26 protein-coding genes are annotated in these 25,310 nt (G+C 63.5%); 20 read left to right on the top strand and 6 right to left on the bottom strand.

The genetic code is table 11. The features are described 5' to 3' along the window. Positions 1-79: 79 nt before the first annotated feature. From oscA to BLR26_RS02330, 5 genes are all read left to right on the top strand, one after another. Positions 80-262, top strand: coding sequence for a sulfur starvation response protein OscA (oscA, locus tag BLR26_RS02350; protein WP_007941032.1), 183 nt, complete (start codon positions 80-82; stop codon positions 260-262). A 47-nt stretch (positions 263-309) separates the two neighbouring features. Further along, the gene (locus BLR26_RS02345; protein WP_093377409.1) at positions 310-1,317 is read left to right on the top strand and encodes a sulfate ABC transporter substrate-binding protein; all 1,008 of its coding nucleotides are present in this window, start codon (positions 310-312) and stop codon (positions 1,315-1,317) included. An 83-nt stretch (positions 1,318-1,400) separates the two neighbouring features. After that, positions 1,401-2,219, top strand: coding sequence for a sulfate ABC transporter permease subunit CysT (gene cysT / locus BLR26_RS02340; protein ID WP_010222098.1), 819 nt, complete (start codon positions 1,401-1,403; stop codon positions 2,217-2,219). 14 nt (positions 2,220-2,233) lie between these two features. Next, positions 2,234-3,106: a sulfate ABC transporter permease subunit CysW gene (cysW, locus tag BLR26_RS02335; RefSeq protein WP_045201758.1), complete on the top strand. Its 873-nt coding sequence runs from the start codon at positions 2,234-2,236 to the stop codon at positions 3,104-3,106. A gap of 3 nt (positions 3,107-3,109) precedes the next feature. Continuing rightward, positions 3,110-4,099, top strand: coding sequence for a sulfate/molybdate ABC transporter ATP-binding protein (locus BLR26_RS02330; protein WP_045201760.1), 990 nt, complete (start codon positions 3,110-3,112; stop codon positions 4,097-4,099). Between the two features lie 94 nt (positions 4,100-4,193). Here BLR26_RS02330 and BLR26_RS02325 read toward each other — a convergent pair whose 3' ends face one another. Together BLR26_RS02325 and BLR26_RS02320 are read right to left on the bottom strand one after the other, a co-directional pair. Continuing rightward, the gene (locus BLR26_RS02325; RefSeq protein ID WP_093387217.1) at positions 4,194-5,795 is read right to left on the bottom strand and encodes an alkaline phosphatase family protein; all 1,602 of its coding nucleotides are present in this window, start codon (positions 5,793-5,795) and stop codon (positions 4,194-4,196) included. A 100-nt stretch (positions 5,796-5,895) separates the two neighbouring features. Further along, positions 5,896-6,846 (bottom strand): LysR family transcriptional regulator, encoded by a 951-nt coding sequence (locus BLR26_RS02320; RefSeq protein WP_093377404.1) that lies wholly within the window; start codon positions 6,844-6,846, stop codon positions 5,896-5,898. A gap of 144 nt (positions 6,847-6,990) precedes the next feature. On the opposite strand from BLR26_RS02320, the gene BLR26_RS02315 reads away from it, so the two are divergent. The 11 genes from BLR26_RS02315 (at position 6,991) to BLR26_RS02265 (ending at position 17,673) form a co-directional block, all read left to right on the top strand. Next, the gene (locus tag BLR26_RS02315) at positions 6,991-9,333 is read left to right on the top strand and encodes a TonB-dependent receptor (protein ID WP_093377399.1); all 2,343 of its coding nucleotides are present in this window, start codon (positions 6,991-6,993) and stop codon (positions 9,331-9,333) included. 247 nt (positions 9,334-9,580) lie between these two features. Continuing rightward, positions 9,581-10,381, top strand: a complete 801-nt coding sequence (locus tag BLR26_RS02310) for an energy transducer TonB (protein WP_093377395.1) — start codon at positions 9,581-9,583, stop codon at positions 10,379-10,381. Between the two features lie 28 nt (positions 10,382-10,409). After that, entirely contained in the window at positions 10,410-11,138 is a 729-nt protein-coding gene (locus BLR26_RS02305) for a MotA/TolQ/ExbB proton channel family protein (RefSeq protein ID WP_038997727.1), read from the top strand. 1 nt (position 11,139) lies between these two features. Next, entirely contained in the window at positions 11,140-11,541 is a 402-nt protein-coding gene (locus tag BLR26_RS02300; protein ID WP_045201768.1) for an ExbD/TolR family protein, read from the top strand. Positions 11,542-11,712: 171 nt separating this feature from the next. Further along, the gene (locus BLR26_RS02295) at positions 11,713-12,294 is read left to right on the top strand and encodes an alpha/beta hydrolase (protein ID WP_045201770.1); all 582 of its coding nucleotides are present in this window, start codon (positions 11,713-11,715) and stop codon (positions 12,292-12,294) included. Positions 12,295-12,363: 69 nt separating this feature from the next. Next, positions 12,364-13,305 carry a sigma 54-interacting transcriptional regulator gene (locus tag BLR26_RS02290; protein WP_093377391.1) on the top strand — a complete coding sequence of 314 codons (942 nt, stop codon included), beginning with the start codon at positions 12,364-12,366 and terminating at the stop codon, positions 13,303-13,305. Positions 13,306-13,481: 176 nt separating this feature from the next. Beyond that, entirely contained in the window at positions 13,482-14,267 is a 786-nt protein-coding gene (locus BLR26_RS02285) for a MetQ/NlpA family ABC transporter substrate-binding protein (RefSeq protein WP_045201774.1), read from the top strand. 455 nt (positions 14,268-14,722) lie between these two features. Next, positions 14,723-15,388, top strand: coding sequence for an amino acid ABC transporter permease (locus tag BLR26_RS02280; RefSeq protein ID WP_093377386.1), 666 nt, complete (start codon positions 14,723-14,725; stop codon positions 15,386-15,388). Continuing rightward, a complete protein-coding gene (locus tag BLR26_RS02275; RefSeq protein ID WP_093377382.1) occupies positions 15,369-16,028 on the top strand; it encodes an amino acid ABC transporter permease in 660 nt (219 codons plus the stop codon). Before BLR26_RS02280 ends, BLR26_RS02275 begins: the two co-directional genes overlap by 20 nt. After that, complete coding sequence (locus BLR26_RS02270) at positions 16,025-16,798, top strand: amino acid ABC transporter ATP-binding protein (protein WP_045201779.1); 774 nt, start codon at positions 16,025-16,027, stop codon at positions 16,796-16,798. The genes BLR26_RS02275 and BLR26_RS02270 overlap by 4 nt, the downstream gene beginning before the upstream one ends. Then, positions 16,795-17,673 (top strand): transporter substrate-binding domain-containing protein, encoded by an 879-nt coding sequence (locus BLR26_RS02265; RefSeq protein WP_045201781.1) that lies wholly within the window; start codon positions 16,795-16,797, stop codon positions 17,671-17,673. The genes BLR26_RS02270 and BLR26_RS02265 overlap by 4 nt, the downstream gene beginning before the upstream one ends. A gap of 93 nt (positions 17,674-17,766) precedes the next feature. On the opposite strand, the gene BLR26_RS02260 is transcribed toward BLR26_RS02265, so the two are convergent. Continuing rightward, positions 17,767-20,130: a penicillin acylase family protein gene (locus tag BLR26_RS02260; RefSeq protein WP_093377379.1), complete on the bottom strand. Its 2,364-nt coding sequence runs from the start codon at positions 20,128-20,130 to the stop codon at positions 17,767-17,769. Positions 20,131-20,214: 84 nt separating this feature from the next. Here BLR26_RS02260 and BLR26_RS02255 point away from each other — a divergent pair, with 84 nt between their 5' ends. Then, the gene (locus tag BLR26_RS02255) at positions 20,215-20,763 is read left to right on the top strand and encodes a sugar O-acetyltransferase (RefSeq protein WP_093377375.1); all 549 of its coding nucleotides are present in this window, start codon (positions 20,215-20,217) and stop codon (positions 20,761-20,763) included. Here BLR26_RS02255 and BLR26_RS02250 read toward each other — a convergent pair. Beyond that, on the bottom strand, positions 20,760-21,329 hold the full coding sequence (locus tag BLR26_RS02250; protein WP_093377366.1) for a DUF6436 domain-containing protein: 570 nt from the start codon (positions 21,327-21,329) through the stop codon (positions 20,760-20,762). The genes BLR26_RS02255 and BLR26_RS02250 overlap by 4 nt on opposite strands. Positions 21,330-21,427: 98 nt before the next feature. Between BLR26_RS02250 and BLR26_RS02245 the strand changes: the two genes are divergently transcribed. Then, a complete protein-coding gene (locus BLR26_RS02245) occupies positions 21,428-22,369 on the top strand; it encodes a phospholipase BipL (RefSeq protein WP_093377357.1) in 942 nt (313 codons plus the stop codon). Here the strand turns inward: BLR26_RS02245 and BLR26_RS02240 are convergent, their stop codons facing one another. Further along, the gene (locus BLR26_RS02240; RefSeq protein ID WP_045201792.1) at positions 22,370-23,119 is read right to left on the bottom strand and encodes a DUF2059 domain-containing protein; all 750 of its coding nucleotides are present in this window, start codon (positions 23,117-23,119) and stop codon (positions 22,370-22,372) included. Between the two features lie 114 nt (positions 23,120-23,233). Here BLR26_RS02240 and BLR26_RS02235 point away from each other — a divergent pair, with 114 nt between their 5' ends. Both BLR26_RS02235 and BLR26_RS02230 read left to right on the top strand, forming a co-directional pair. Next, entirely contained in the window at positions 23,234-23,866 is a 633-nt protein-coding gene (locus BLR26_RS02235; protein WP_045201793.1) for a 2OG-Fe(II) oxygenase, read from the top strand. A gap of 1 nt (position 23,867) precedes the next feature. After that, positions 23,868-24,350, top strand: a complete 483-nt coding sequence (locus tag BLR26_RS02230) for a 2-thiouracil desulfurase family protein (RefSeq protein WP_093377352.1) — start codon at positions 23,868-23,870, stop codon at positions 24,348-24,350. 67 nt (positions 24,351-24,417) lie between these two features. Here BLR26_RS02230 and BLR26_RS02225 read toward each other — a convergent pair whose 3' ends face one another. Beyond that, positions 24,418-25,185 (bottom strand): transporter substrate-binding domain-containing protein, encoded by a 768-nt coding sequence (locus BLR26_RS02225; RefSeq protein WP_045201800.1) that lies wholly within the window; start codon positions 25,183-25,185, stop codon positions 24,418-24,420. Between the last annotated feature and the right edge of the window lie 125 nt (positions 25,186-25,310).

Genomic DNA, 25,310 nt, shown 5'->3' with positions numbered 1-25,310 from the left:
CCCCTAAGATTGCCCTCAAGCCAGGCGCAGTCGCTCCCCTTCACGCACTGCACGGCACCCATATCACAGGAGCACGAGCATGAGCGCATCTCTGCGTAGCGTTGACGGTCAGGACGAAGCCACCATTCTGCGCGAAATCCAGAGCGCCCTGCGCGACCTGCGGTTTGGCGCGGTGGAAATCACCGTGCACAACGCCCAGGTCGTCCAGATCGAACGCAAGGAAAAGTTCCGCCTGCAGAACCCCGGCAACAAGCCCAGCTGATTATCGCGCCACCTAATTAGAAAAATACGCCAATCGGGAGCTTCACCATGTCCATCCGCCGTTATGCCCTGGCTGCACTCGCCAGCGCCGTTTTTGCCGGTTCCGCAATCGCCAAGGACTACGAACTGCTGAACGTGTCCTATGATCCGACCCGCGAGTTGTATCAGCAGTACAACGCCGAGTTCATCAAGCACTGGCAGCAGGCTCACCCGGACGACAAGGTGAAGATCCAGCAGTCCCACGGGGGTTCGGGCAAGCAGGCCCGCGCGGTGATCGACGGCCTGCGTGCCGACGTGGTGACCCTGGCCCTGGCCGGCGACATCGACGAAGTGGCCAAGCTCGGCAAGACCCTGCCGGACAACTGGCAGACCCGCCTGCCGGACGCCAGCACCCCGTACACCTCGACCATCGTCTTCCTGGTGCGCAAGGGCAACCCGAAAGGCATCAAGGACTGGGGCGACCTGATCAAGAAGGACGTCTCGGTCATTACCCCGAACCCGAAAACCTCCGGCGGCGCCCGCTGGAACTTCCTCGCCGCCTGGGCCTACGGCCTGAAAGCCGGTGGCAGCGAAGCCAAGGCCCAGGAGTACGTGAAAGAGCTGTTCAAGCACGTACCGGTCCTGGACACCGGCGCCCGTGGCTCGACCATCACCTTCGTCAACAACGGTCAGGGTGACGTGTTGCTGGCCTGGGAAAACGAAGCCTTCCTGGCCCTCAAGGAAGACGGTGGCGCCGACAAGTTCGACATCGTCGTGCCGTCGCTGTCGATCCTTGCCGAGCCGCCAGTGGCGGTGGTCGACAAGAACGCGCAGAAAAAGGGCAACGAGCAGATCGCCGAGGCGTACCTCAAGCACCTGTACAGCCCGGCCGGGCAGAAGATCGCGGCCGAGAACTTCTACCGTCCGCGTGATCCGAAAGTCGCCGCCGAATACGCCAAGCAGTTCCCTAAACTGGACCTGGTGACTATCGACAAAGACTTCGGTGGCTGGAAAACTGCCCAACCCAAGTTCTTCAACGATGGTGGCGTGTTCGACCAGATCTACACGGCGCAGTGATGCCCGGCAGGATAATCGCCGTTCAGTAGCCAGCATGGGCCCGGGATTCGTCCCGGGCTTCGTGCGTTCAACCAGGGACCTTTATGTCACGTCGTATTTCCCCCGTCATACCCGGCTTCGGGCTGACGCTGGGCTACACCTTGGTGTACCTCAGCCTGATTGTGCTGATACCGCTGGCCGCCATGTTCATACATGCCGCCCAGCTCACCTGGGAGCAGTTCTGGGCCATCGTCAGTGCCCCGCGGGTGCTTGCGGCGCTGAAGCTGAGCTTCGGCACTGCCCTCTACGCTGCCATCATCAACGGCATCATCGGCACCCTGCTGGCCTGGGTGCTGGTGCGCTACACCTTTCCCGGGCGCAAGATCATCGATGCGATGATCGACCTGCCGTTCGCCCTGCCTACTGCGGTTGCCGGCATTGCCCTGACCGCGCTGTACGCACCAGCCGGCCTGGTCGGCCAGTTCGCCACCGACCTCGGTTTCAAGATCGCCTACACCCCCTTGGGCATCACCCTGGCGCTGACTTTCGTGACCCTGCCGTTCGTGGTGCGCACGGTGCAGCCGGTGCTGGCCGACATTCCCCGTGAAGTCGAAGAGGCCGCCGCCTGCCTGGGCGCCAAGCCGCTGCAGGTGTTCCGCTACGTGCTGGCGCCGGCGTTGTTGCCGGCCTGGCTGACCGGTTTTGCCCTGGCCTTTGCCCGTGGCGTTGGCGAGTACGGTTCGGTGATTTTCATTGCCGGCAACATGCCGATGAAGACCGAAATCCTGCCGCTGCTGATCATGGTCAAGCTCGACCAGTACGACTACACCGGCGCCACCGCCATCGGCGTGTTGATGCTGGTGGTTTCCTTCATCCTGTTGCTGCTGATCAACTTGCTGCAGCGGCGCATCGAAACCCCTTGAAGGAGGCCACGTCCATGTCTGCGACTTCTATTGGCGCGGCCGCTTCGGCCAATGCTGCCCGCCGTGGCAGCGCCACTTCACGGCGTATCCTGATCAGCCTTGGCTGGTTGATCTTCGCCCTGTTCCTGCTGCTGCCGCTGGTGATCGTGGTGTCCCAGGGCCTGAAAATGGGCCTGGGCACGTTCTTCGAGGCGATCTTCGAGCCCGACGCCCTGTCGGCGTTGAAGCTGACCCTGATCGCCGTGGCCATCTCGGTGCCGCTGAACCTGGTGTTCGGGGTCAGCGCTGCCTGGTGTGTGAGCAAATACAACTTCCGTGGCAAGAGCATCCTGGTCACGCTGATCGACCTGCCATTCTCGGTGTCGCCGGTGATCGCGGGCCTGGTCTATGTGTTGATGTTCGGCGCCCAGGGCCTGTTCGGGCCGTGGTTGCAGGATCACGACATCCAGATCGTCTTCGCCTTGCCGGGTATCGTTCTGGCGACCATCTTCGTCACCGTGCCGTTCGTGGCCCGTGAACTGATCCCGCTGATGCAGGAGCAGGGCACCCAGGAAGAGGAGGCCGCGCGCCTGCTCGGCGCCAACGGCTGGCAGATGTTCTGGCACGTGACCCTGCCCAACATCAAATGGGGCCTGATCTACGGCGTGGTGCTGTGTACCGCGCGGGCGATGGGCGAGTTCGGTGCGGTGTCGGTGGTGTCCGGGCACATTCGCGGGGTCACCAACACCTTGCCGCTGCACGTCGAGATTCTCTACAACGAATACAACCACGTTGCGGCCTTCAGCGTCGCCAGCCTGTTGCTGATCCTGGCGCTCTTCATCCTGCTGCTCAAGCAGTGGAGCGAGTCCCGTATTAACCGTCTGCGCCATAACGCGGCGGAGGAATAATTCATGTCGATCGAAGTTCGTAACGTCAGCAAGCGCTTCAACGCTTTCCAGGCTCTGGACAGCATCAACCTGGATATCCACAGCGGCGAGCTGGTGGCTTTGCTCGGCCCGTCCGGCTGCGGCAAGACCACCCTGCTGCGGATCATCGCCGGGCTGGAAACCCCCGACCAGGGCAGCATCGTCTTCCACGGCGAAGATGTCTCGGGCCACGATGTGCGTGATCGCAACGTCGGTTTCGTGTTCCAGCACTACGCGCTGTTTCGCCACATGAGCGTGTTCGACAACGTCGCCTTCGGCCTGCGCATGAAGCCCAAGGGCGAGCGCCCGAACGAAAGCAAGATTGCCGAGAAGGTCCACGAGCTTCTGAACATGGTCCAGCTCGACTGGCTCAGCGACCGTTACCCCGAGCAACTGTCGGGCGGCCAGCGCCAGCGTATCGCCCTGGCCCGCGCCCTGGCGGTGGAGCCCAAGGTACTGCTGCTCGACGAGCCGTTCGGTGCCCTGGATGCCAAGGTACGCAAAGAGCTGCGTCGCTGGCTGGCGCGCCTGCACGAAGACATCAACCTGACCTCGGTGTTCGTTACCCACGACCAGGAAGAGGCCATGGAAGTCGCCGACCGTATCGTGGTGATGAACAAGGGCGTGATCGAGCAGATCGGCTCGCCGGGCGAGGTCTACGAGAACCCGGCCAGCGACTTCGTTTATCACTTCCTTGGCGATTCCAACCGCCTGCACCTGAGCGAAGGCCAGCACGTGATGTTCCGCCCGCATGAAGTGTCGCTGTCGCGTCACGAGATCGAAGGCCATCACGCGGCGCAGGTGCGCGACATCCGTCCGCTGGGGGCGACGACCCGGGTGACCTTGAAGGTCGAAGGGCAGAGCGAGCTGATCGAGGCCGAGGTGGTCAAGGACCATGACAGCCTGAGCGGTCTGGCGCGTGGCGAGACCTTGTTCTTCAAGCCCAAGGTCTGGCAGAAAGTGGCCAATATCTGAGGGCCTCATCGCGGGTCAAGCCCGCTCCCACAGGTACTGCATACACTGAACCCTGTGGGAGCTGGCTTGCCAGCGATGGGCTGCAAAGCAGCCCCTACCACACCCCGATCTTCACCACGCTGTCCTCGCGCGGTTCGCCATAGCGAAACCATTGCCCACGCCGCTCGATCTCGGCATGGCTGATGGTGGTCCGCCGCTTCAAGCTCCTGAGCCATTCGAACAGATAACCCTGGTGGGCCTCGCGCACGCTGGCATAGGCCGGGTCCGCACCCAGGTCGTGCAGCTCTTGCGGGTCGTTGAGCAGGTCGAATAGCTGTGCGCGAAAGCCGTCATAGGCCAGGTACTTCCAGCGCTCGCTGCGCACCATGGTCATCCGGCAACGGTCGATCGGCTGGCCCAGGCGCTCGCGGGCCGGGGCCTGGAAGGCGTAGTCGTATTCGGCAATGGCGTAGCTGCGCCAGGCGCTGGCGGTGCCATGCAACAGCGGAATCAGCGAACGCCCCTCCAGCCGATGCTCGGCACTCGGCAACCCCAGCGCGTCGAGGAAGGTCGGCAGCGCATCGATGGTCTCAACCAATCGCTCATCCACCGTGCCGCGGCTGACATCCGCCGCCGCCCGTGGATCACGCACAATCAGCGGTACGCCCACCGCAGGCTCTAGCAAAAACTCCTTTTCGCCCAGGCCATGGTCGCCGAGAAAATCACCGTGATCACTGGTGAACACGATCAGGGTGTCGTCCCAGCGGCCATTGCTTTGCAGCACATCGAACAGGCGCCCGAGCTGGTCGTCGATCTGTTTGATCAGGCCCATGTAGGTGGGGATCACTTTCAGGCGCACTTCTTCGCGAGAGAAGTTGAGGCTTTCCTGGTGCTGGCGGAACGCGACATACACCGGATGGTCGTTGCCTGGCTGAACAGCTATCGGCGCCTGCACCTGGCTGGCGTTGTACAGCGCGTGGTAAGGCGCCGGGGCGATGTAGGGCCAGTGCGGCTTGATGTACGACAGGTGCAGGCACCAGGGCTGCTCGCCCTGGGCCTGGATGAAGTCGATGGCGCGGTCGGTGCTGTAGACCGTCTCGGAGTGCTGCTCGGGCAGGCGTGTGGGCAGGTCGGCGTTGCGCATGTGCCAGCCGCTGAGAATTTCACCGTTTTCGCCTGCGGCGGCATTGGCCCAGCTGTGCCAGGGGTTGTCGCCGGTAAAGCCGTGGTCGCGCAGGTAGCGGGTGTAGGGCGCGCTTTCGCGCTTGTCGGCGAACAGCGGGTCGTCGGGGAAGATGCCATCGTGGCGGGCAACCGGTTCGAACCCCACCTCGTTGAGCTGCTCGGCCATCAGCGGGTCGATGGCCAGCTGTTGCAAGGCGTCCTGGTTCGGCGTGGCGTGGGTCTTGCCCACCAGCGCGGTGCGGATGCCGGCAGGGCGCAGGTAGTCACCGAGGGTCAGTTCATCCAGCGGCAGCGGCACGCCGTTCCAGGCCACCTGGTGGCTGCTGACATAACGCCCGGTGTAGGCCGACATCCGCGACGGGCCGCAGATGGTGCCCTGGGTGTAGGCGCGGCTGAAGCGCACCCCGGCGGCGGCCAGGCGGTCGATGTTCGGCGTGTGCAGATGGCGGTGGCCATAGCACGAGAGGTAATCGCGACGCAGTTGGTCGCACATGATGTACAGCACGTTGCGCACGGCAGTGGGGTGGGGCATGGCAGTCACCTGGGCAGATTTCAGCTGACTGTTTTCGCCGCCCGGGGCGCGCATCACAAGCGCATTTGCCGAATGCAGTCGATGCGTTTTGCGCAATGGCTCAGATCGCCAGTTGCTCCAGGTTGCAGGCGTCGAGGGCGCGGTCGGCCTGATCAGTGAGGATGATCTGTTCGATCATCGCCTCGGCCAGCGGCGACAGGCGCAGGCGCGCCTGGCTGACGATGCCGTAGCGGGTGTAGAGCTCTTCGCAGTCGTCACTCAGACCGTCGATGCTCAGCCGCACCAGTTTGCCGTTGGCGTTGTGCAGGGCGTCGCTGTAGGCGCCGCAGATGCCGATGGCATCGGAACTGAGCACCACCCCAAGCAGGCTGTAGCTGTTCTCGCACTCGACGTTGGCGACGAAATCCGGGCGGCCGCTGAGGTCGGCGATCACCTTGCGCAGGTTGGGTGGGCGCAGGGTGACGGCCAAGGGGTAGTGCAACAGTTGCTCGGCGCTGACGCTCGATAGCGCCGCCAGCGGGTGCCCGGCGCGGCAGCAAAAATGCCAGCGTCGAGGCCGCAGGCGCAGGGTCTGGTATTGCGGGTCGGCCTCGAAGCTGCGGGTGTCGGCGACGAAAAATTCGAACTCCTCGGCCAGCAGGCGCTTGTTCAGGCTCTGCCAGTCATCGACCTGAAACTGCACCCGCGCCTTGGGGTAGCGGCCGATGAAGCCGCCAATCGCCCGTGGTACCAGGCCCGCAGCGGGCGCCGGGCCGCAGCCGAAGCGCAGTTCGCCGGCTTCCAGGCCATTGAACTGGCTGATCTCGTTGCTCAACTGGCGCGCGCCGCTGATCAGCCGGCGCGCGTGTTCGAGCACCACCAGGCCCTGCTTGGTCGGTGGCAGTTCTTTGTGTGAGCGGTCCACCAACTGGCAGCCGGCGCTGTGCTCCAGGGCCTGGATGCTGCGGCTGAAGGCCGATTGCGAGAGGTTCACCGCGGTCGCCGCGGCGACGAAGCTGCGGTGCTCGGCAAGGGCAATCAGGTGGCGGAGTTGGCGCAGGTCTATATGCATTTTTCACATAAAAAGTATCGGGCAAATGCATTTGCTCTGCCTCTGGTGCACTCCTTATAAAGGCAATCTCTTATGCAGTAAATGTATGTCGAATCATAAATAAATAACTTAAAGGAATATAAATTCCTTTGCCAGGAGCCGCCCATGAGCCCGACCCTTCGCGCTGCACCCTTGTCTTCACGGCGGCTCCAGCGCCTGCCCCTGGCCTTGCTGCTGGCTGGCAGCGCGCACTGGTTGCCGGCTCAGGCCGCCGACTCGGCAAAGCCTGAGGTCAAGGCCAGCGACAGCCAGCTCAAGACCGTCACCGTCACCGCCCGGCGCCGCGAAGAGAGCGCCCAGGACGTGCCGACGCCGATCAGCGTGCTTGACGGCCAGGCCCTGGAAAGCCAGCGGGTGTATCGCATTCAGGACCTGCAGCAGCTGGTGCCCAGCGTCAACGTCGCCTATATGCACGCGCGCCAGTCCAGCGTGTCGATTCGCGGCCTGGGCAACAACCCGGCCAGCGACGGCCTGGAAGGCAGCGTCGGCCTGTACCTGGACAACGTCTACCTCGGCCGCCCGGGCATGGCCGTGTTCGACCTCATGGACATCGAGCAACTGGAAGTGCTGCGCGGCCCGCAGGGCACGCTGTTTGGCAAGAACACCACCGCCGGGGTGATCAACATCAGCACCCGTGCGCCGAGCTTCACCCCCGAGCGCAGCATCGAAACCTCGGTGGGCGAGGATGGCTACTTGCAGACCAAGGGCACCTTGTCCGGGCCCTTGAGCGAGACCCTGGCCGGGCGCATTTCGGCCTACCGAACGCGCAACGATGGCGACATCAAGAACGAATTCGACGGCCATACCCTCAACGGCGGTTCGCGCCAGGGCTTTCGCGGCCAGCTGCTGTACAAGCCCAACGAGCAGTTCAACCTGCGCTGGATCGGCGACTACAACGAAGAAGATTCCAGCGCCGGCACTCGCCTGCTGTACAGCACCGGGCCGACCATCAATGGCGTCAACCGCTATGAAGCGCGGGCCCAGGCGGCCGGGGCGACGCTGGTCGATGGCAGCAAGCGCAAGGTCAACCTCGATGACGATCAGCAGGTCACGGTGTTCCAGGGCGGGACTTCCCTGGAAGCCAACTGGACCCTGGACAACGACTTCACCCTGACCTCGGTAAGCGCCTACCGCTGGTGGGACTTCACCCCGCGCAACGATGATGGCCTGAACGTGCCGGCGGCCTACAACGCCGGGGTGTCGGTGCGTGATAAACAGTACTCGCAGGAATTTCGCCTGGCCTCGCCAACCGGCGGCTTCTTCGACTATGTACTGGGTGCCTATTACTTCGGCTCCGACCTGGACAACAAATCCTTCGTCCATTACGGGCCCCAGGCGGATATCTGGAACGGTACGCCAGCCGGGGCTCTGGCCAATGTCAGCAGCGTCGGCAAGGGCCATATCAAGACTGACAGCTTTGCCCTGTTCGCCCAGGGCACCTGGCACCTGACCGAGCGCCTGGATTTCACCGCCGGGGTACGCGGCACCTATGAGGAGAAAAGCGCCTGCGTCGATCGCGCCGCGGCCGTCGGTGGTGCGGCGGTTGCAGGCGCTGCGGCAACTGCGCGCCAGGGTCGGGTGGGTGCCTATGAATCGGGCGACCTCAACCAGTACAGCACCAGCCCTTCGGGCTTGCTCAACCTGAGTTATCGCTTCAGCGATGACCTGCTTGGCTACGCCACCTTGTCCCACGGCGAGAAGTCTGGTGGCGTCAACCTGGCGGTCGGTACCGCCCCGGTTGCCGGCGCCGATTCGCTGCTGATCGGCACCGAGCGCGCCAACAACGCCGAACTGGGCTTGAAGAGCACCCTCTGGGACCGTCGCCTGCAGCTCAACGCCAACCTGTTCTGGACCGAGGTGCACGGCTACCAGACCAACGCCTACGACGACGCCAACCGCGTGCAGTACCTGACCAATGCCGGCTCCGTGCGCTCACGTGGGGTCGAGCTGGAAAGCACGCTGATTCCGGTGCGTGGCCTGACCCTGAACATCAACGGCTCCTACAACGACGTACGGTATCTGTCTTACAAGGATGCCCCGTGCGCGCCGGAAGTCGCCCTGCAACCGGGGGCGCCGGCGGCCTGCGACCTCAGTGGCCACCAGGTAGTCGGCGCGTCGAAATGGATCGCCAACGCCAACGGCCAGTACCAGTGGGATCTGGACAACGGCCTGCAACCTTACGTCACCGCCAGTTACGCGTTCCGCTCCAATGCGGTGGGCACGGTCGAGGACTCGGACTTCGCGCAGATCCCCAGCTACGCCGTGGTCAACCTCTCCACCGGCTTGCGTGGCGACCTTGGCCTGGGCCAGTGGGATGTCTCGCTGTGGCTGAAGAACGCTTTCGACAAAACCTACTACACCACCCTCTGGAGCGCGGCCAACGGCGGTTATGAAGGCTTGCTCGGCACCCCGCGGACTTTGGGTGTGACCGGCCGCTACGACTTCTGAAACGGTGTTTTTCGATGCCTTTGGCGAATATTTTTCATGCCCTGCAGGCATGGCGTTTCAGGGCGTTGGCGCCAGCCCTTGAAGGGCGCGGCTTAGAGCGGTTCGACCCATTTGTATATGTATTTTGGTTCTATCCATAACTTTAAAAATTACTTTAAGACATAAGTAACAGAAGTTGATGATCCACCCCAGCGAAGGCAATTGACCTGCCTTCGACGAAACGCACTCACGTCCCAGGAGTTGATCAATGGGTAATGTCCAGACCGCCGCCAGTGCTCACGATGTGCTTTGGCGCCAGTCGCCGAGCGGCGAGCTGGTCGACCTCGGTCGCCCGCTGCGGTTGCCGCTGGCGCAGTTGCGTCTGCAAAGCACGCCGAAAAGCGCGCTGAGCCGTCGGGAGAAGATTCTGCTCGGGGTGTTTGCCCTGGCCTTGCACGGTGCGCTGGCGTACTGGGTGAGCCAGGCGCCGACCCCGGTGTTGCCGGTGGTGCCGCCGGAAATCCCGCCGATGACCATCGAGTTTTCCCAGCCAGCGCCGCCGGCCGTCGAGCCGCCTCCGCCACCGCCACCGGCAGTGGTCGAGCCGCCGCCACCGGTGGTTGATGAGCTGGCCGCCAAGCCTGCGCCCAAGCCGGTACCCAAGCCCAAGCCTAAACCTGTGCCTAAACCGGTACCCAAGCCTGCGCCCAAGGCGGTCGAGCAACCGCCCGTACCGCCACAACCGGCAGCACCACCAGCGCCCCCGGCTCCGCCGGCACCAGCGCCGGTGACCCCGGCGTCGGCCAACGCCGCGTACCTGAAGAACCCGGCGCCGGAGTACCCGTCGCTGGCCCAGCGTCGCGGCTGGGAAGGCACGGTGTTGTTGCGGGTGCGGGTACTGGCCAGCGGCAAGCCGGGTGATATCCAGATTCAGAAAAGCAGTGGCCGCCAGCAACTCGACGACGCCGCCCTGGCTGCGGTCAAGCGTTGGAGCTTCGTCCCGGCCAAGCAGGGCGACGTGGCCCAGGACGGCTGGGTCAGCGTACCCATCGACTTCAAGATCCGCTAATTCGCGCTAACAGAAGAGAGTATTGATCATGACTGTATTGGCATCCCCCCTCGAATCCATCGAAAGCGCGGTGATCTGGCTGCTGGTGGGCTTCTCCGTCGTCACCTGGGGCCTGGCCCTGGTCAAGGGCGTGCAGTTCGTGCGCCTGAAGAACCAGGACAAACGCTTTCACAAACAATTCTGGGCGGCTTCAAGCCTGGATTCCGCTGCCGAGCTCAGCCATGCGCAACCCGGTGCCGCAGCCCGGGTCGCCCAGGCCGGTTACGCCGCTATCGCGGTCGGCGAGCCAGGCCAGCAAGCCAGCGACCTGAGCCAGGCGATCAACCATCAGGACCGCCTCGAACGTGCCCTTCGCCAGCAGATCGTGCGTGAGCGTCGCTCGCTGGAAACCGGCCTGGCGGTAGTCGCCAGTATCGGCAGCACCTCGCCCTTCATCGGCCTGTTCGGCACCGTCTGGGGCATCATGGAAGCGCTCAAGGGCATCAGCGCCGCAGGTTCGGCGAGCCTGGAAACCGTGGCCGGGCCGATCGGTGCGGCGCTGGTCGCCACCGGTGTCGGTATTGCCGTCGCGGTGCCGGCGGTACTGGTCTACAACTACTTCTTGCGCCGCCTGAAGCTGACCGCCGCCGACCTCGATGACTTTGCCCACGACTTCTACAGCCTGGCGCAGAAGAGCGCGTTCCGGGTACTGGTGCACCCGACTGCCTACAAGGCCGCCGCTGGCCAGCACACCCAGAAAGTGAAGGAGGCATCCTGATATGGCCTTCTCGACCCAGGACAGTGACGAAGTACTCAGCGAGATCAACGTGACGCCGCTGGTGGACGTGATGCTGGTGCTGCTGGTGGTGTTCATCGTTACCGCGCCACTGCTGACCAACGCCATCCCGATCAACTTGCCCAAGACCGAGGCCGTGGCTCCGGTGGAACAGAAGGATCCGCTGGTGGTGAGCATCGACGGCGGCGGCAAGCTGTTTATCAACAAGGACGAGATCCAGCCGGATCTGCTGGAAACCAACCTGCAGGCGGCCAAGGCCAAAGACCCGGAACTGCGCGTACAGCTGCAGGCCGACGATGGCGTTAATTATGGGGAGGTGGCGCGCGCCATGGCCTCGATCGAACGTGCCGGTATCACCAAGTTGTCGGTGATCACCGCCCGCTGAGCAACATCTCTCAGGCAATGCTTCAGGGACCGGTCCTTCGGCAGGGGGTGGTCCCTTTTTTTATGAAAAATTTATATTTTGGTTATTAATAAATAGCTTCTTATTCCTTTACGAATATAACCACCCCCCTATACTGGGCCTCATGCACGCAAACGCAGCAGGAGGCGTCCCATGCGCAACGAGTCGATCCGTTACCTGATTGTGCCGGGCTGGCAAGGTTCGCCAGACGAGCATTGGCAAACCCACTGGCAGCAGGTGCTGCCCAACAGCGCCCGGGTCGAGCAGGCCGACTGGTTGAACCCGCAGCGCCAGGACTGGGTCGCAACTCTCGAGCAGGCGGTGGCCGCCGATGAGTCGCCGGTGATCCTGATCGCCCACAGCCTGGGTTGCATCACCGTTGCCCATTGGGCCGCGCAAGCCAGCGCTACCCTGTTGCGCCGGGTACGCGGTGCCTTGCTGGTGGCGCCGGCTGACGTCGAGCGGCCGACCTGTGCGCCGGCACTGCGCAACTTTGCACCGATTCCACAGCTGCTGCTGCCGTTCCCAAGCCAGGTGGTCAGCTCCGACAACGACCCGGCTGTCAGTGCCCCGCGGGCCATGCAGCTGGCCCGTGCCTGGGGCGCCGAAACGGGCTTCCTCGCAGGTGCCGGGCATATCAACGTCAAGTCCGGGCACCGTCGCTGGGAGCAGGGCTTCGCTTACCTGTACCGCCTGCAGAACCGTCTGGAACAGCACGCTCTACGCCGCGCCTGAGCTTCAGGCGCTGACCATTTGCCTTGATTCGAACGCCCGGCCGGAAAGCGCCAAGGGCGGGAGTTTGCCATGAGTAATCACGACACCTTCGGCCAGCCTTTGTTGACGTTTCCCGAGCTGGACAAGAGCCCGCTGAGCATCCGCGCCAAGGCGCTGGTATTCGTCGATCCGCGGTCGCGGCAATTGCGCGAAGAGCTCGAGCTGCTAGCGCCCCTGGCCCTGCCAGTGCTGATCCGCGGCGAAACCGGGACTGGCAAGGAATTGCTGGCCCGCCAGATTCATCGCGCCAATGATCGCGGCGGCTTGTTTGTTTCGGTCAACTGCGGGGCGATCAGCCCGACCTATGCCGACGCCGAGTTGTTTGGCTACAGCGCCGGTGCCCACAGCGGCGCGGCCAGCAGCCGGGCCGGATGGTTCGGCTCGGCCAACGGCGGCACCCTGTACCTGGACGAAATCGCCGACCTGCCGCTGCCGATCCAGATCAAGCTGCTCTCGGCGCTGGAAAACCGCGAAGTCACCCGCGTCGGTGCCCAGCAACCAAACCCGGTGGACGTGCGCCTGGTCGCCGCCTCGAGCATCGAGCTGGCCGAGGCGGTGAGCGCCGGCAAGTTCCACGACCGCCTGTACCACTACCTGCGCGAAGGCCAGCTGGAGCTGCCGGCCTTGCGTGAACGGGTCGGCGATATCCTGCCGTTGGCCGAGTATTTCGTTGGTATCTATAGCCCGCGCCTGAACCTGCCGGTGCCGTTGATCAGCGAAGCGGCGCAGCGGGTATTGGAGCTGCACAGCTGGCCGGGCAATACCCGTGAGCTTGAGAACGTCATTCACTTTGCCCTGCTGGTCAGCAGCGGTGAAGAAATCCTCCCCGAGCATTTGAACCTGCCGACACCCTTGAGCGCTCTGGCCAGCCAGCTGGAGCAGCTTCTGAGCCTTGGTGAGCCGGGTGAGCGCAGTGCTCTGCAACAATTGTTGGAGAAGACTCTGTTGCGTCTGACGCAACCCGCTGCCTGATGCCATGTATGGGGTGCATGGCGGCGTCCGTTGAAAATGGCATAAGCAGCAAAATAAAAGATATTGTTCTGGTATAAAAAATCTAGGTATTGTCCGCTTCAAGCCAGCTAGCAAAGTGCTGGCAACCCCCATCTTCGCCGTCGCCCGATGGCCATGTATTCGAATAAGGACTGCGCATGAAAAAGGCTCTGTTGTTGACTGCTCTGGCGGCCGCTCTGTCGGTTGCAGGTTTTGCCCAGGCGGGCGAGAAGCTGGTAGTTGCCGCTACCCCGGTACCGCACGCGGAAATCCTCGAGCTGATCAAGCCGACCCTGGCCAAGGAAGGTGTGGACCTGGAGATCAAGGTATTCACCGACTACGTGCAGCCTAACGTGCAGGTCGACCAGAAGCGCCTGGACGCCAACTACTTCCAGACCCTGCCGTACCTGAAGAACTTCAACGAAGGCAAAGGCACCCACCTGGAGACCGTGATCGGCGTGCACGTCGAACCCTTCGGCGGCTACTCGAAGAAGGTCAAGAGCCTGAGCGAACTGAAGGAAGGCGCTACCGTTGCCATTCCTAACGAAGGCAGCAACAGCGGTCGTGCCCTGCTGCTGTTGCAGAAGGCTGGCCTGATCACCCTGAAGGATCCGAAGAACGCCCTGGCGACCCCGAAAGACATCGCCGAGAACCCGAAGAAGCTGAAGTTCCGCGAGCTTGAATCGGCCATGCTGCCGCGTGTGCTCGATCAGGTCGACCTGGACATGATCAACACCAACTACGCCCTGGAAGCCGGCCTGAACCCGGCCAAGGACGCCCTGGTGATCGAAGGCGCCGACTCGCCGTACGTGAACTTCCTGGTGGCCCGTCCGGACAACAAGAACAGCGACGCCATCCAGAAGCTGGCCAAGGCCCTGACCAGCCCTGAAGTGAAGACCTTCATCGAGAAGAAATACAGCGGCGCGGTACTGCCGGCGTTCTAAGAGGCTACACACACACACATCCTGTGGGAGCGGGCTTGCCCCGCGATGCGATCTACCAGTCAAATCGCATCGCGGGTCAACCTTGCTCCCACAGTGCTTTCAATTCCCCGCATTGACCGCCCGGCGCAATGCCGTCAGCCACTTGATCAGTTCTTTTGCATCGAGAGTGGGGGCGCTATTCATCCTTTGTCTTCCTTGTTGGTGTGATGGGTCGACAGCGCTTGGATGGCATTTTCAGCAGAAAGATCCCGTCACCGCCAAGGATTTCGCAGGTTAGCTGTTTGGGTGATATCAATATGCAATAAAGGTATTTAAAGAAATATTTTTATACCTTTAGAGTCTACCTATTGTGCTCACCCGCACTGACAACCCCTGTGTAGAGCCGCCCGTTTACCCTCGGGCCGGTCCGAGATCCTGTCCATGTCGCATCGTCATCGTCTGCCGAGGCTCACTCCATGAGCTTCGACTTCGCCTTTATCCTTAGCACATTGCCAGCCTTTCTCAAGGCGGTGGGCGTCACACTGCAAGTCGGCCTGATCGCCATCGGTACTTCGCTGCTGGTGGCGCTGGTCAACGCCGCGATTCTGGTTTACCGCACGCCGTACCTGCAGCGCCTGGTCAAACTCTACGTGGAGCTGGCGCGCAACACGCCGCTGCTGATCCAGCTGTTCTTCGTTTATTTCGCCTTGCCGGAGCTGGGCCTGAAGATTTCCGGGTTCGCCGCGGCGATCATCACCATGACCTTCCTCGGCGGCGCCTACCTCACCGAGGTGCTGCGCGCCGGCGTCGAGGCGGTGCCGGTGGCGCAACTGGAGTCCGGCCGCTCGATCGGCCTGTCGGAAAGCCAGCTGCTGCGCCATGTGATCCTGCCGCAGGCGGGGATCCTCAGCCTGCCGGCGCTGTTCGCCAACTTCATCTTTTTGCTCAAGGAAACCACCGTGGTGTCGGCGGTGGCGGTGCCAGAGATCCTCTACACCACCAAGAGCTACATCGCCCTGTACTACAAGACTTACGAGATGCTCGCGGTGCTGACGCTGATCTGCGTGCTGTTGTTCCTGCCTTTGTCGCTGCTGCTCAGCCGCCTGGAACGGAGGCTGCAACATGGCCAGTTCGGGTCTTGAGTTGTTGCTGGTGTCTTTGCCGCAACTGGGCAAGGGCGCTGCGCAAACACTGGCGATTTCGGCGCTGAGCATCCTCTTTGCCACCCTCGGCGGCGTGCTCTACGGCGTGCTGGCGACCTTGGGCAAACGCAGTGTGAACCTGCTGCTGCGCATCTACCTGGAGCTGTTTCGGGCGATTCCGGTGCTGGTCTGGTTGTACCTGCTGTTCTTCGGCCTGCCGATTTTCTTTGCCGTGAGCATCCCAAGCTTCTGGTGTGCGGTGCTGGTGCTGTCGTTGTGGGGCGCCAGCGAAGTCGGCGAGGTGGTGCGCGGGGCGCTGCAGTCGTTGCCGCGCGGGCAGCGTGAAGCGGGGCTGTCGATCGGCCTGTCCGGCGCGCAGCTGTATGGCTACGTGCTGCTGCCCCAGGCGCTCAAGCGCATGACCCCGCCGACCATCAACATCTACACGCGGATCATCAAGACCAGCTCGCTGGCCGTGCTGATCGGCGTGGTCGATGTGATCAAGGTCGGCCAGCAGATCATCGAACGCACCTACGAGTCGGTGCTGATCTACGGCGCGCTGTTCCTGTTCTTCTTCTTCATTTGCTACCCGCTGTCAGCCGCCTCGCGTGCGCTGGAGCGTCGCTGGACACACGCATGAGCGCACTGATCGAGTTCAAGGGCTTCAATAAATTCTTCGGCGAGCAGCAGGTGCTCGACCACGTCGACCTGCAGGTGCGCAGCGGTGAAGTGGTGGTGATCCTCGGCCCCAGCGGCTGCGGCAAGAGCACTTTGCTGCGTTGCCTCAATGGCCTGGAAAGCGCCCACAGCGGCAGCCTGCGCCTGGCCGGTGAAGAGCTGCTGACGCCTGGCACCGACTGGCGCCAGGTGCGCCAGCAGGTCGGCATGGTGTTCCAGAGTTATCACCTGTTCGGCCACATGAGCGTGATCGACAACCTGCTGCTCGGCCCGCTCAAGGTGCAAAAGCGCGAGCGCCGCGAGGCCCAGGCCCAGGCCGAAGCCCTGCTGGCCCGGGTTGGCCTGCTGGACAAGCGCGACGCCTTCCCGCGCCAGCTTTCCGGGGGCCAGCAGCAACGCATCGCCATCGTCCGCTCGCTGTGCATGAACCCGCAAGTGATGCTGTTCGATGAAGTCACCGCGGCGCTCGACCCGGAAATGGTCAAGGAAGTGCTGCAGGTAATCCAGGGCCTGGCGCGCGACGGCATGACCCTGCTCATCGTCACCCATGAAATGGCCTTCGCCCGCGCGGTGGCCGACCGCATCGTGTTCATGGAGGCCGGCAGGATCCTTGAACAGCGCGACCCCGAGAGCTTCTTTACGAACCCGCAGAGCGCACGCGCGCAGCAGTTCCTGGAGAAATTCTCCTTTGTTGAAAGCCTGCCCAAAACACCCGCAAAGGAATTGTCATGAAAACTGCCAAGACGTCGAAACTGCTGTTGTCCCTACTCGGCCTGGCCTTGCTGGCCGGCTGCAACAAGGCTGAAGAACCGGGCAAGCCGGCCGCCGCTGGCGCCGCCCCAGCCACCAGCTACCTGGAAACCATCAAGGCCCGCGACAAGCTGATCGTCGGCGTCTTCACCGACAAGCCGCCATTCGGCTTTGTCGATGAGGCCGGGCGCTATGTCGGTTTTGATACCGACATCGGCCGCCAGTTTGCCAAGGACCTGCTCGGCGACGAGAACAAGGTCGAGTTCGTGGCGGTCGAGCCTGCCAGCCGTATTCCGTTTCTGCAAAGCGACAAGGTCGACCTGATCCTGGCCAACATGACCGTGACCCCGGAGCGCAAGGAAGCGGTGGAGTTCACCAACCCCAACCTGCGGGTGGCCGTGCAGGCCCTGGTGCCGGAAGGCAGCAGCGTGAAAAAACTCGATGACCTGGCCGACAAGACCACCATCGTCACCACCGGCACCACCGCTGATATCTGGCTGACCAAGAACCATCCGGACTGGAAGCTGCTCAAGTTCGAGAAGAACACCGAGTCGCTGCAGGCCCTGGCCAGTGGTCGTGGTGATGCCTATGCCCAGGACAACCTGATCCTGTTCAGCTGGTCGAAACAGAACCCGGGCTACCGCGTGCTGGAAGAAAAACTCGGTGAGGAAGCGCCGATTGCACCGGCGGTGAAGAAGGGCAACATCGAGCTGCGCGACTGGGTCAACGCCGAACTGGCGCGCCTGGGCGAGCAGAAGTACCTGCTCAAGCTGTATGACCAGTATGTGCGCAAGGAACTGAGCGATGACACCAAGCCTGAGAGCGTGATTGTCGAAGGCGGTAACTGGCAGGGCTGATCAATCGCGGGGCAAGTCGGGTCGCCGCACCGCCGCTCCCATCAGTGTCGGTAGGAGCGGCGGTACGGCGACCTGACTTGCCCCGCGAAGCTTTCAAGGCACCAGCTTCAAGGTGCTCTGCGCCGGAATCACCCCCATCTGCGCCTTCTGATAGCGGCCCTCGATATAGTCCTTGGCCTGATCGCCATAGTGGCGGTCAAACAACACCCCGCTTTGCCCGACCGGGTTGATGGTCAGTGCCTGGCCGGCATCGGCAAAGTCGATCAGGCGCCGGGTCGACGGCCCATAGGTCACCGGCCATGGCGCCGGGCCGATTTTCGCCGACAGGTTGTTGGGCACTTCATGGCTGCCCGGCGCGGCGAACGGGCCGACGTTGAACAACAGGTTGAGCGGCTTCTGCAGCCCCAATGGGTGGTTGTGGGTCAGGGTGTGTGCCTTGCCCCATTGCCAGCCGGCCGGGTCGTTGCCGAAGGTCTCGCGCAGGTGCGCCAGGGTGTTGCCCCAGGCCTGCTTCACCGCTGCGGTGCGATCGCCTTGCTCGCTGCTACCCTGTTTGCCCCACCAGGGTGAAGCGACGTCGGCCGCCAGGCGCGGCAATGCGGCGTCGATGGCGCGGGTGCTGATCAGGGTCTGGAACCAGGTGTCGCCCAGCTCGTCGTGCAGCGCCGCGTAGGCCAGTTCGTAGAGGAACTGGTTGAACAGCGTGGCACTGACCGAGTCCACCGGATAGTCACCATTCCACGCCGCCAGTTGCTCGACCAGTTCCTTCTCCTGATCGCCCTCGGCCACTTCGCGCAGCACTGCCAGTAGCGGCGCCAGGGTGCGCGGGCCGTAATCGGTGGCGGTGTCCAGTTGCAGCGCCTGGCTGTTTTGCTGGTCCCACTTGATCTGCGGGTCGGCCAGGTGCTGGTTCAGGCGCTGGCCACGGTCGGCCAGGTTGTAATAGCCCGGCACCGGTATGTTCGCTGGCGGCTGGAAGTTGGCCGAGACGATGTAGCCGCTGGCCGGGTTCTGCGCCTGCGGGTTGGCGCTGAAAGGATAAAAACCGAGCTTGTCGGCCTGCGCCGTACTGCCATCGAGAATGAAGCCCGGGTTGACTCCGGCAGGGCGAATCGGCAACTGCGCCGCCGCCCACCAGCCGATATCGCCACGGGCGTTGGCCCAGATCAGGTTGAGCCCGGGTGCCTGGATCTTCGCCGCCGCGGCGCGCATCTTGTCGAGGGTGTCGGCACGGTTGACCTGGTAGAAGCCATCGAGGATCGGGTTCTCGGTCTCCAGGAACGCCCACCACACGGCAATCGGCGTCGGGCCCGCCATGTCGCCCAGTACCGTGTTGACGATCGGCCCATGGGGCGAGCGGCGCAGGGTGATGTCCACCGGCGCCTCGTTCTTCACCGCGATCTGTTCGTGGGTCTGGCTCAGGGTTTGCCACTGACCGTTGACCTTGACCTGTTCGGGGTTGTCGGGGTTGACCTGTTCGGCGATCAGGTCGACGTCATCGTTCTGGAACATGGTCAGGCTCCAGCCGAAGTCGCGATTGTGCCCGAGTGATGCGAAGGGGTTCAGCGCCTGGTGATAGCCGTAGAGGTTGAAGCCGGGCGCGCTCAGTTCCGCCTCGTACCACACCGATGGCACGGCGAAACTGATATGCGGGTCGCCGGCCAGCAGCGGCTTGCCGCTGCGCGTGCGGCTGCCGGCAATGGCCCAGGCATTGCTGCCTTCGTATTGGGGAATGCCGGCATCGCCCAGGGCTTGCTGGCTGAGCTGCGCAAGCTGCTGCAGGCTTTGCCAGTCGCTGGCGGCCAGGGCTGGCGTGCTGGCCAGGGCGCCTTGCGGGTTCCAGTCGAGGTCGAAGATCTTCAGGTAGTCGGCGCCCAGCTGGTCACGGATATAGGTCAGCGCAGGCTCGGTGCGGAACGCTGCGGCAAAGCTGTAGGCCATGTAGCCGGCGATGCTGATGGTGTCCTGGGCGGTAAAGGGCCGTGGCGAGATGCCCAGCACGTCGAACTCCATCGGCTTGGGATGGCTGTCCTGCCAGGCGTTGACGCCCTCAAGGTAGGCCTGCAGGGCCAGCCAGGCGGGCGAGGTTTTGTCCTGGCGTTCGACGTAAAGCTCGGCCTGCTCGCGAATGCGCAGGCTGCGGAACAGGGTGTCGGTAGCGACCAGTTTGCTGCCAAGGATCTCGGCCAGCTCGCCACGGGCCAGGCGGCGGATGATCTCCATCTGGAACAGGCGATCCTGGGCATGCACATAGCCCAGGGCACGGTACAGGTCGGCCTCGTTCTGCGCCTGGATATGTGGCACGCCGCGGGCGTCGTAGCGCACATTGACCGGTGCCTGCAGGCTGCTCAGGGTAACCTCGCCCTGGCGTTGCGGCAGCTTGCCGTGCACGTACCAGTAACCGCCGCCGGCGGCCGCGGCGATGACCACGGCGAGGAAGGTCAGGCTGCGCTTCATCGTGACTCCTTGTGCTTTTTAGCGGATCGTGTGGTCCGATCATCGAGGTAAAGTCGGACAGAGGATAGCCCCAAAGGAGGGAAGATGAGTCTCAGTGAAAAGCAGAAGATGCTCAGCGGCCAGCTCTATCACGCCAGCTGCCCGCAGCTGCAGGCCGAACAGATCGCCAACAAGCACTGGATGCAGCGCTACAACAACAGCGCCGAGCTGCTCAATGAGCAGCGCCATGGTTTGCTGGTCGAGCATTTCGGCAAGGTCGGTGACGGCGCGGTGATTCGCCCACCGTTCTATTGCGACTACGGCTACAACATCAGTGTCGGCGCCAATGTGTTCATGAACTTCAACTGCGTGATCCTCGACGTCACCCCGGTAAGCATCGGCGATGACTGCCAGATCGGCCCGGCGGTGCAGATCTACACCGCCGACCACCCGCTGGACCCGGCGCTACGCCGCAGCGGCCTGGAAAGCGGGCGGCCGGTGAAGATCGGCAGCAATGTGTGGATCGGCGGCGGCGCGATCATCCTGCCGGGGGTGACGGTGGGCGACAACGCGGTGATCGGCGCCGGCAGCGTGGTCACCCGCGATGTGCCGGCGGGTGCCACCGTGGTGGGCAACCCTGCGCGGGTGCGCTAGGGCTGCCAGGGGCAGTAGCAGCCCACCGCCATGGTGTGCGTGGCGCTGACGGCGCGGCCCTGGCTCAGGGCGAGCAGGATCGGCTCGATGAAGCTGTTGCTGGAGTTGCAGGTGGCGCCTTCGCTGTAGGGGCCGAAGTAGGCCAGTTGGCCGTTACGGTCCCAGATCGCCACGCCGGGGGTGGCCGGCAGGTGTTCGGCGCCGGGCAGCTCGCCCAGCGGTTTGAGCGCACTGAGGGTGGCAGGCAGTTGGCCGCGGGTGCCGGGTTTTTGCACCACGTAGAACTCCACGCCTTGGGGGGCGAAGTGCTCGATCAGCTCGCCCAGGTGCTGCTGGTTGCCGACGTTGCACGGGCAGGCCGGGTCCCAGAAGTGCACCAGGCGGATCGGGCCGGGGCCGGCAATGCCCGCCGGCAGTTGCAGGCGGTCGCCGGAGAACAGCGCGGTCTGGTTGTCGAAGGTGCGCAGGTAGCGGCTCTGAAAACTGTCGTAGGCCCACCACAGGCCGGCGCCGCAGAGGGCGGCGAGCAACAGGCCAAGCAGGGTACGCAGGGGCGAGCGGGGCATGTCGGCAGTGTCCGAAAAAAGTCGCTTAGCTTGCCATGCCGGCGGCGACAGATGAATATCACAGGTCAATAACCCGCTTTTGTGTCTGGAATTCTTTTATGCCCGCGTCATTTCAGCCCGACTCCCTACGTGCCAGCCTGACCTCCCTGGCGGCGCGGCAGCCGCTGTCGACGCAGGGCCAGGTCTATCAGCGCTTCTACGGGCTGGATCTGCCCGCCCGCGAAGAGGCCCCGCAGAGCTGGCTCGGGCGCTTCGACGCCGCAGGTTTCGAGGTGGTCGGCCAGGTGTGGCTGCCGGCAGCGCCAGTGGCAACGCTGATTCTGCTGCATGGCTTTTACGATCACATGGGCCTGTACCGGCATGTCATCGACTGGGCGCTGGACCAGCACTATGCGGTGATTTCCTGCGACCTGCCGGGGCACGGGCTGTCCAGCGGCGAGCGGGCCAGCATCGATGATTTCAGCGCCTACCAGCAGGTGCTGCATGCGTTGTTCGAGCAGGCCCGCAGCCTTGAGTTGCCGCAGCCCTGGCACCTGTTCGGGCAGAGCACCGGTGGCGCCATCGTCGTCGACCATCTGCTGCATCACGGCGCCCAGAGCCCGGCCCAGGGCGAGGTGATCCTGCTGGCGCCGCTGGTACGGCCACGGGCCTGGCGCTGGTCGAAGTTCAGCTACCGGGTGCTCAAGCCGTTCGTCAACGGCATCGAACGGCGCTTTAGCGAGAACAGCAACGACCCGACCTTCTTGCCGTTCCTGCTGGCCGATCCGCTGCAGCCAAGGCGCCTGCCGACGGCCTGGGTCGGGGCGCTGCTCGATTGGGTCAAGCGTATCGAGGCGGCGCCGCTCAGCCCGCGCCAGCCGCTGATCATCCAGGGCGAATGCGACATGACCGTCGACTGGCCGTACAACCTCAAGGTGCTGGGGGAGAAGTTCGCCGCGCCGCGGATCCTGATGATCCCCGAAGCGCGGCATCACCTGGCCAACGAGCTGCCGGCGATTCGCGCGCGCTATTTCGAGTTCATCGACCAGCGCCTGGGCTGATCACTTCAGCTGCGAGGTTTCCTGGCCCACCGCAAGGCCGGCGCGGATCGCCGCCAGGGCCGCCTTGTAGTAAGCCTTGCCTTCAGCGGATTCGGCAAAGGTGGCGAACTCTTCAAGCTCGGCGTCGGACAGGTCGCGATAGACGTACAGCAAGGTGTTGTTCAGCTCGCTGCCGATCTGCTCCATCAAACGCTGGCGCTGGCCGTCGAGCAGGCCCTGGGCCTGGCCGCCACCGAGCAGGCCGGGGATCATCTGGCTAAGGCTGTCGGCGGCGACCCCGGCAATCGCCAGGCTCACTTCGGCACCGGCTTCACGGGCCGGCAGGGCCTGGGCCAGGTGGCCGATGATCAGCAGGCGGTTGTCGCTGGCCTGGACCTTGGGCAGGCCCTTGGCATTCTTGGCCAGCTGGTCGCGACGGGTGGCGAGCAGTTCGGCGGCGACGATCTTGCGCCCCAGCGGCGACTGGAAGAACGCCAGGGCCGGCGCTGGATCGCTGAGATTGGCGCGCAATTGGGCCTCGGCGCGTTTATCCACGGCCTGGGCCTGGAAGCGCTGATTGCTGTTATTGACCAGCGCCTGGTAAACCGCAGGCGGCAGGCTGTTGCGATAGCGCTGCTGGGCGGCATCGAGGGCATCGGTAAAGTGGGCGCGCTGCTCGGGCCAGCCGGCGACCTTGTAGAGTTGGTCGAGGCTGTCTGCCCAGACAGGCGTGGTGCAGATCATCATCAGCAGTAAAAACAAACGGCGCATTCAGGACTCCTGTCGGCAGGGCGCTATTGTCCTTGCCATGGCGGGGCTTTGTCGAGAAGCCATTGCATACTCTCGGCCAAGTGGCGCTGTCGGATTTCGCAGCAGATCGATACTATGCGCGACATGCACATATCCCCTGATGACCCCCTGCTGTTGCGCATCGTCGACGACCTGGCCACCCGTGGCTGGTCGCAGCAAGATACCTTTCTTCCAGAGCCTCTGACCCTGGCGCTGGCGGCCGAGTGCCGCAAACGCGCCGCCGAGGGCGAGCTGGAACCGGCAGCCGTGGGTCGGGGCGTTGCCCAGGAGGTCCGCGAGGGCATCCGCGGCGACCGCATCCAGTGGCTGGAGCCCGGCCAGGCCGAGCCTTGCGACCACTACCTGGCACTGATGGACAGCCTGCGCCTGGCCCTCAATCGCGGGCTGTTCCTCGGTCTTGAGGACTTCGAGTGCCACTTCGCCCTGTATCCGCCGGGCGCCTTTTATCGCAAACATCTTGACCGCTTTCGCGACGACGACCGGCGCATGGTTTCGGCGGTGATCTACCTCAATGAAGGCTGGCAGCCCGAACATGGCGGCCAGCTACGCATGACCCTCAAGGGTGATGTCGAGCACGACGTGCCGCCGATTGGCGGTTGCCTGGTGATATTCCTTTCCGGCGAAGTCCCCCATGAGGTGCTGCCGGCCCATCGCGACCGCCTGTCGTTGACCGGCTGGTTCCGCCGCCGTGGCAACGAGCCGTTCTGAGATGCACAAGGTCCTGGTCAGTGCCTGCCTGCTCGGCCAGCCGGTGCGCTATGACGGACGCGCCAGCGGCCATCCGGATTTGCTCCAGCAGTGGCAAAACCAGGGGCGCATCGTGCCTTTGTGCCCTGAAGTGGCCGGCGGCTTGCCAACGCCACGGCCACCGGCGGAGATCCTCGGTGGCCAGGGCGCAGCGGTGCTCGAAGGTGACACGCAGGTACTGACCGTCACGGGCGAGGATGTCAGTGTGCAATTTCTGGCCGGTGCGCAGCGGGCGCTGGAGCTGGTGCGGCGGCATGGCATCCGTATCGCGGTGCTCAAGTCAGGCAGTCCTTCGTGTGGCAATCTGCTGACTTATGACGGTACCTTCAGTGGCACCAAAGTCACCGGCGAAGGGGTGACTGTGGCGTTACTGCGCCGGGAAGGGGTGCAGGTGTTCAGTGAGCTGGAGCTTGAGGCGGCAGAGCAAGCCTTGAAACAGCTTTAACACCATCGCGGGGCAAGCCCGCTCCTACCGGGCCCGGTGGGAGCGGGCTTGCCCCGCGAAGCTTTTGTTACTTCGGCGGCTTGCTCGCATCCATCCCGAACCACTTCTGCGACAGCTCGCTCAAGCGGCCATCGGCCTTGATTCGCTGCAGGGCGTTGTCCACAGCGCTCTGGAACGCCGGGTTTCCCTTCTGAAACGGAATCGCCAGGGTCAGGATCGGGCCAACGGTGGCCCCCTTGCTCACCGCTTGCTGGCTGTCGCGGATGGCATAGGGCACCAGCAAACGGTCGCTGATGGCGGCATCGATCTGGTCGCTGGCCACGTCTTTGATCGGCTGCATGGCATCCGCGTAGCTGCGCAGGTCCACGCCTTCGACCACCCGCGCCTGTTCGGCGAACTGGCTGCCCTGGACCACGCCCAGGCTATGGCCCTTGAGGGCCTGGAGGGAACCCAGCGGGCGCTTTTCTTCCTTGCGCACGATCAGTTGGGCACTGGAATACGCGTAGGGCTCGCTGAAATCCAGGCGCTCCTTGAGCTCAGGGGTAGCGGCGATGTGGTTGATGGCGATGTCGTAGCTGCCGCTTTCAACGCCTTGCAGCAGGTCTTTGGCTTCAACCACGACAAACTCGGCGCGCACATCCAGTTCGTTGGCCAGCAACTGTCCAAGCTCGACTTCGAAGCCGCTCAGCTTGTCGTTTTCCTTGAAATTGAACGGCGCCATGTTGGCTTCTACGGCAATGCGCAGTTCACCGCGGTCGTTGACGTCGTCGATCAGCTCGGCCTGTGCCCATGGGCTGAGCAGGGTGGCAAGTAGTACCCCAATGGCAAAACGCATTTAAGCCCCTTGAATGCTTGGCAGTGAAATCGAGTCGCCGCGACTTTCTGGTGTTGTCACGGTCGAACACAACTTAAGACCACGTCAGGTGGAGGATGTTTAACGGGCGGCGAAATTTTTCTGTC

The sequence above is a fragment of the Pseudomonas sp. UC 17F4 genome (genome assembly GCF_900101695.1).
Classification (GTDB): Bacteria; Pseudomonadota; Gammaproteobacteria; order Pseudomonadales; family Pseudomonadaceae; genus Aquipseudomonas.
This window is presented reverse-complemented; position numbering and strand designations above follow the sequence as displayed.

Excerpts from the sequence above, each read along its gene's own strand:
- oscA (WP_007941032.1), top strand. The coding sequence starts at position 80 with ATGAGCGCATCTCTGCGTAGCGTTGACGGTCAGGACGAAGCCACCATT.
- BLR26_RS02345 (WP_093377409.1), top strand. The coding sequence starts at position 310 with ATGTCCATCCGCCGTTATGCCCTGGCTGCACTCGCCAGCGCCGTTTTT.
- cysT (WP_010222098.1), top strand. The coding sequence starts at position 1,401 with ATGTCACGTCGTATTTCCCCCGTCATACCCGGCTTCGGGCTGACGCTG.
- cysW (WP_045201758.1), top strand. The coding sequence starts at position 2,234 with ATGTCTGCGACTTCTATTGGCGCGGCCGCTTCGGCCAATGCTGCCCGC.
- BLR26_RS02330 (WP_045201760.1), top strand. The coding sequence starts at position 3,110 with ATGTCGATCGAAGTTCGTAACGTCAGCAAGCGCTTCAACGCTTTCCAG.
- BLR26_RS02325 (WP_093387217.1), bottom strand. The coding sequence starts at position 5,795 with ATGCCCCACCCCACTGCCGTGCGCAACGTGCTGTACATCATGTGCGAC.
- BLR26_RS02320 (WP_093377404.1), bottom strand. The coding sequence starts at position 6,846 with ATGCATATAGACCTGCGCCAACTCCGCCACCTGATTGCCCTTGCCGAG.
- BLR26_RS02315 (WP_093377399.1), top strand. The coding sequence starts at position 6,991 with ATGAGCCCGACCCTTCGCGCTGCACCCTTGTCTTCACGGCGGCTCCAG.
- BLR26_RS02310 (WP_093377395.1), top strand. The coding sequence starts at position 9,581 with ATGGGTAATGTCCAGACCGCCGCCAGTGCTCACGATGTGCTTTGGCGC.
- BLR26_RS02305 (WP_038997727.1), top strand. The coding sequence starts at position 10,410 with ATGACTGTATTGGCATCCCCCCTCGAATCCATCGAAAGCGCGGTGATC.
- BLR26_RS02300 (WP_045201768.1), top strand. The coding sequence starts at position 11,140 with ATGGCCTTCTCGACCCAGGACAGTGACGAAGTACTCAGCGAGATCAAC.
- BLR26_RS02295 (WP_045201770.1), top strand. The coding sequence starts at position 11,713 with ATGCGCAACGAGTCGATCCGTTACCTGATTGTGCCGGGCTGGCAAGGT.
- BLR26_RS02290 (WP_093377391.1), top strand. The coding sequence starts at position 12,364 with ATGAGTAATCACGACACCTTCGGCCAGCCTTTGTTGACGTTTCCCGAG.
- BLR26_RS02285 (WP_045201774.1), top strand. The coding sequence starts at position 13,482 with ATGAAAAAGGCTCTGTTGTTGACTGCTCTGGCGGCCGCTCTGTCGGTT.
- BLR26_RS02280 (WP_093377386.1), top strand. The coding sequence starts at position 14,723 with ATGAGCTTCGACTTCGCCTTTATCCTTAGCACATTGCCAGCCTTTCTC.
- BLR26_RS02275 (WP_093377382.1), top strand. The coding sequence starts at position 15,369 with ATGGCCAGTTCGGGTCTTGAGTTGTTGCTGGTGTCTTTGCCGCAACTG.
- BLR26_RS02270 (WP_045201779.1), top strand. The coding sequence starts at position 16,025 with ATGAGCGCACTGATCGAGTTCAAGGGCTTCAATAAATTCTTCGGCGAG.
- BLR26_RS02265 (WP_045201781.1), top strand. The coding sequence starts at position 16,795 with ATGAAAACTGCCAAGACGTCGAAACTGCTGTTGTCCCTACTCGGCCTG.
- BLR26_RS02260 (WP_093377379.1), bottom strand. The coding sequence starts at position 20,130 with ATGAAGCGCAGCCTGACCTTCCTCGCCGTGGTCATCGCCGCGGCCGCC.
- BLR26_RS02255 (WP_093377375.1), top strand. The coding sequence starts at position 20,215 with ATGAGTCTCAGTGAAAAGCAGAAGATGCTCAGCGGCCAGCTCTATCAC.
- BLR26_RS02250 (WP_093377366.1), bottom strand. The coding sequence starts at position 21,329 with ATGCCCCGCTCGCCCCTGCGTACCCTGCTTGGCCTGTTGCTCGCCGCC.
- BLR26_RS02245 (WP_093377357.1), top strand. The coding sequence starts at position 21,428 with ATGCCCGCGTCATTTCAGCCCGACTCCCTACGTGCCAGCCTGACCTCC.
- BLR26_RS02240 (WP_045201792.1), bottom strand. The coding sequence starts at position 23,119 with ATGCGCCGTTTGTTTTTACTGCTGATGATGATCTGCACCACGCCTGTC.
- BLR26_RS02235 (WP_045201793.1), top strand. The coding sequence starts at position 23,234 with ATGCGCGACATGCACATATCCCCTGATGACCCCCTGCTGTTGCGCATC.
- BLR26_RS02230 (WP_093377352.1), top strand. The coding sequence starts at position 23,868 with ATGCACAAGGTCCTGGTCAGTGCCTGCCTGCTCGGCCAGCCGGTGCGC.
- BLR26_RS02225 (WP_045201800.1), bottom strand. The coding sequence starts at position 25,185 with ATGCGTTTTGCCATTGGGGTACTACTTGCCACCCTGCTCAGCCCATGG.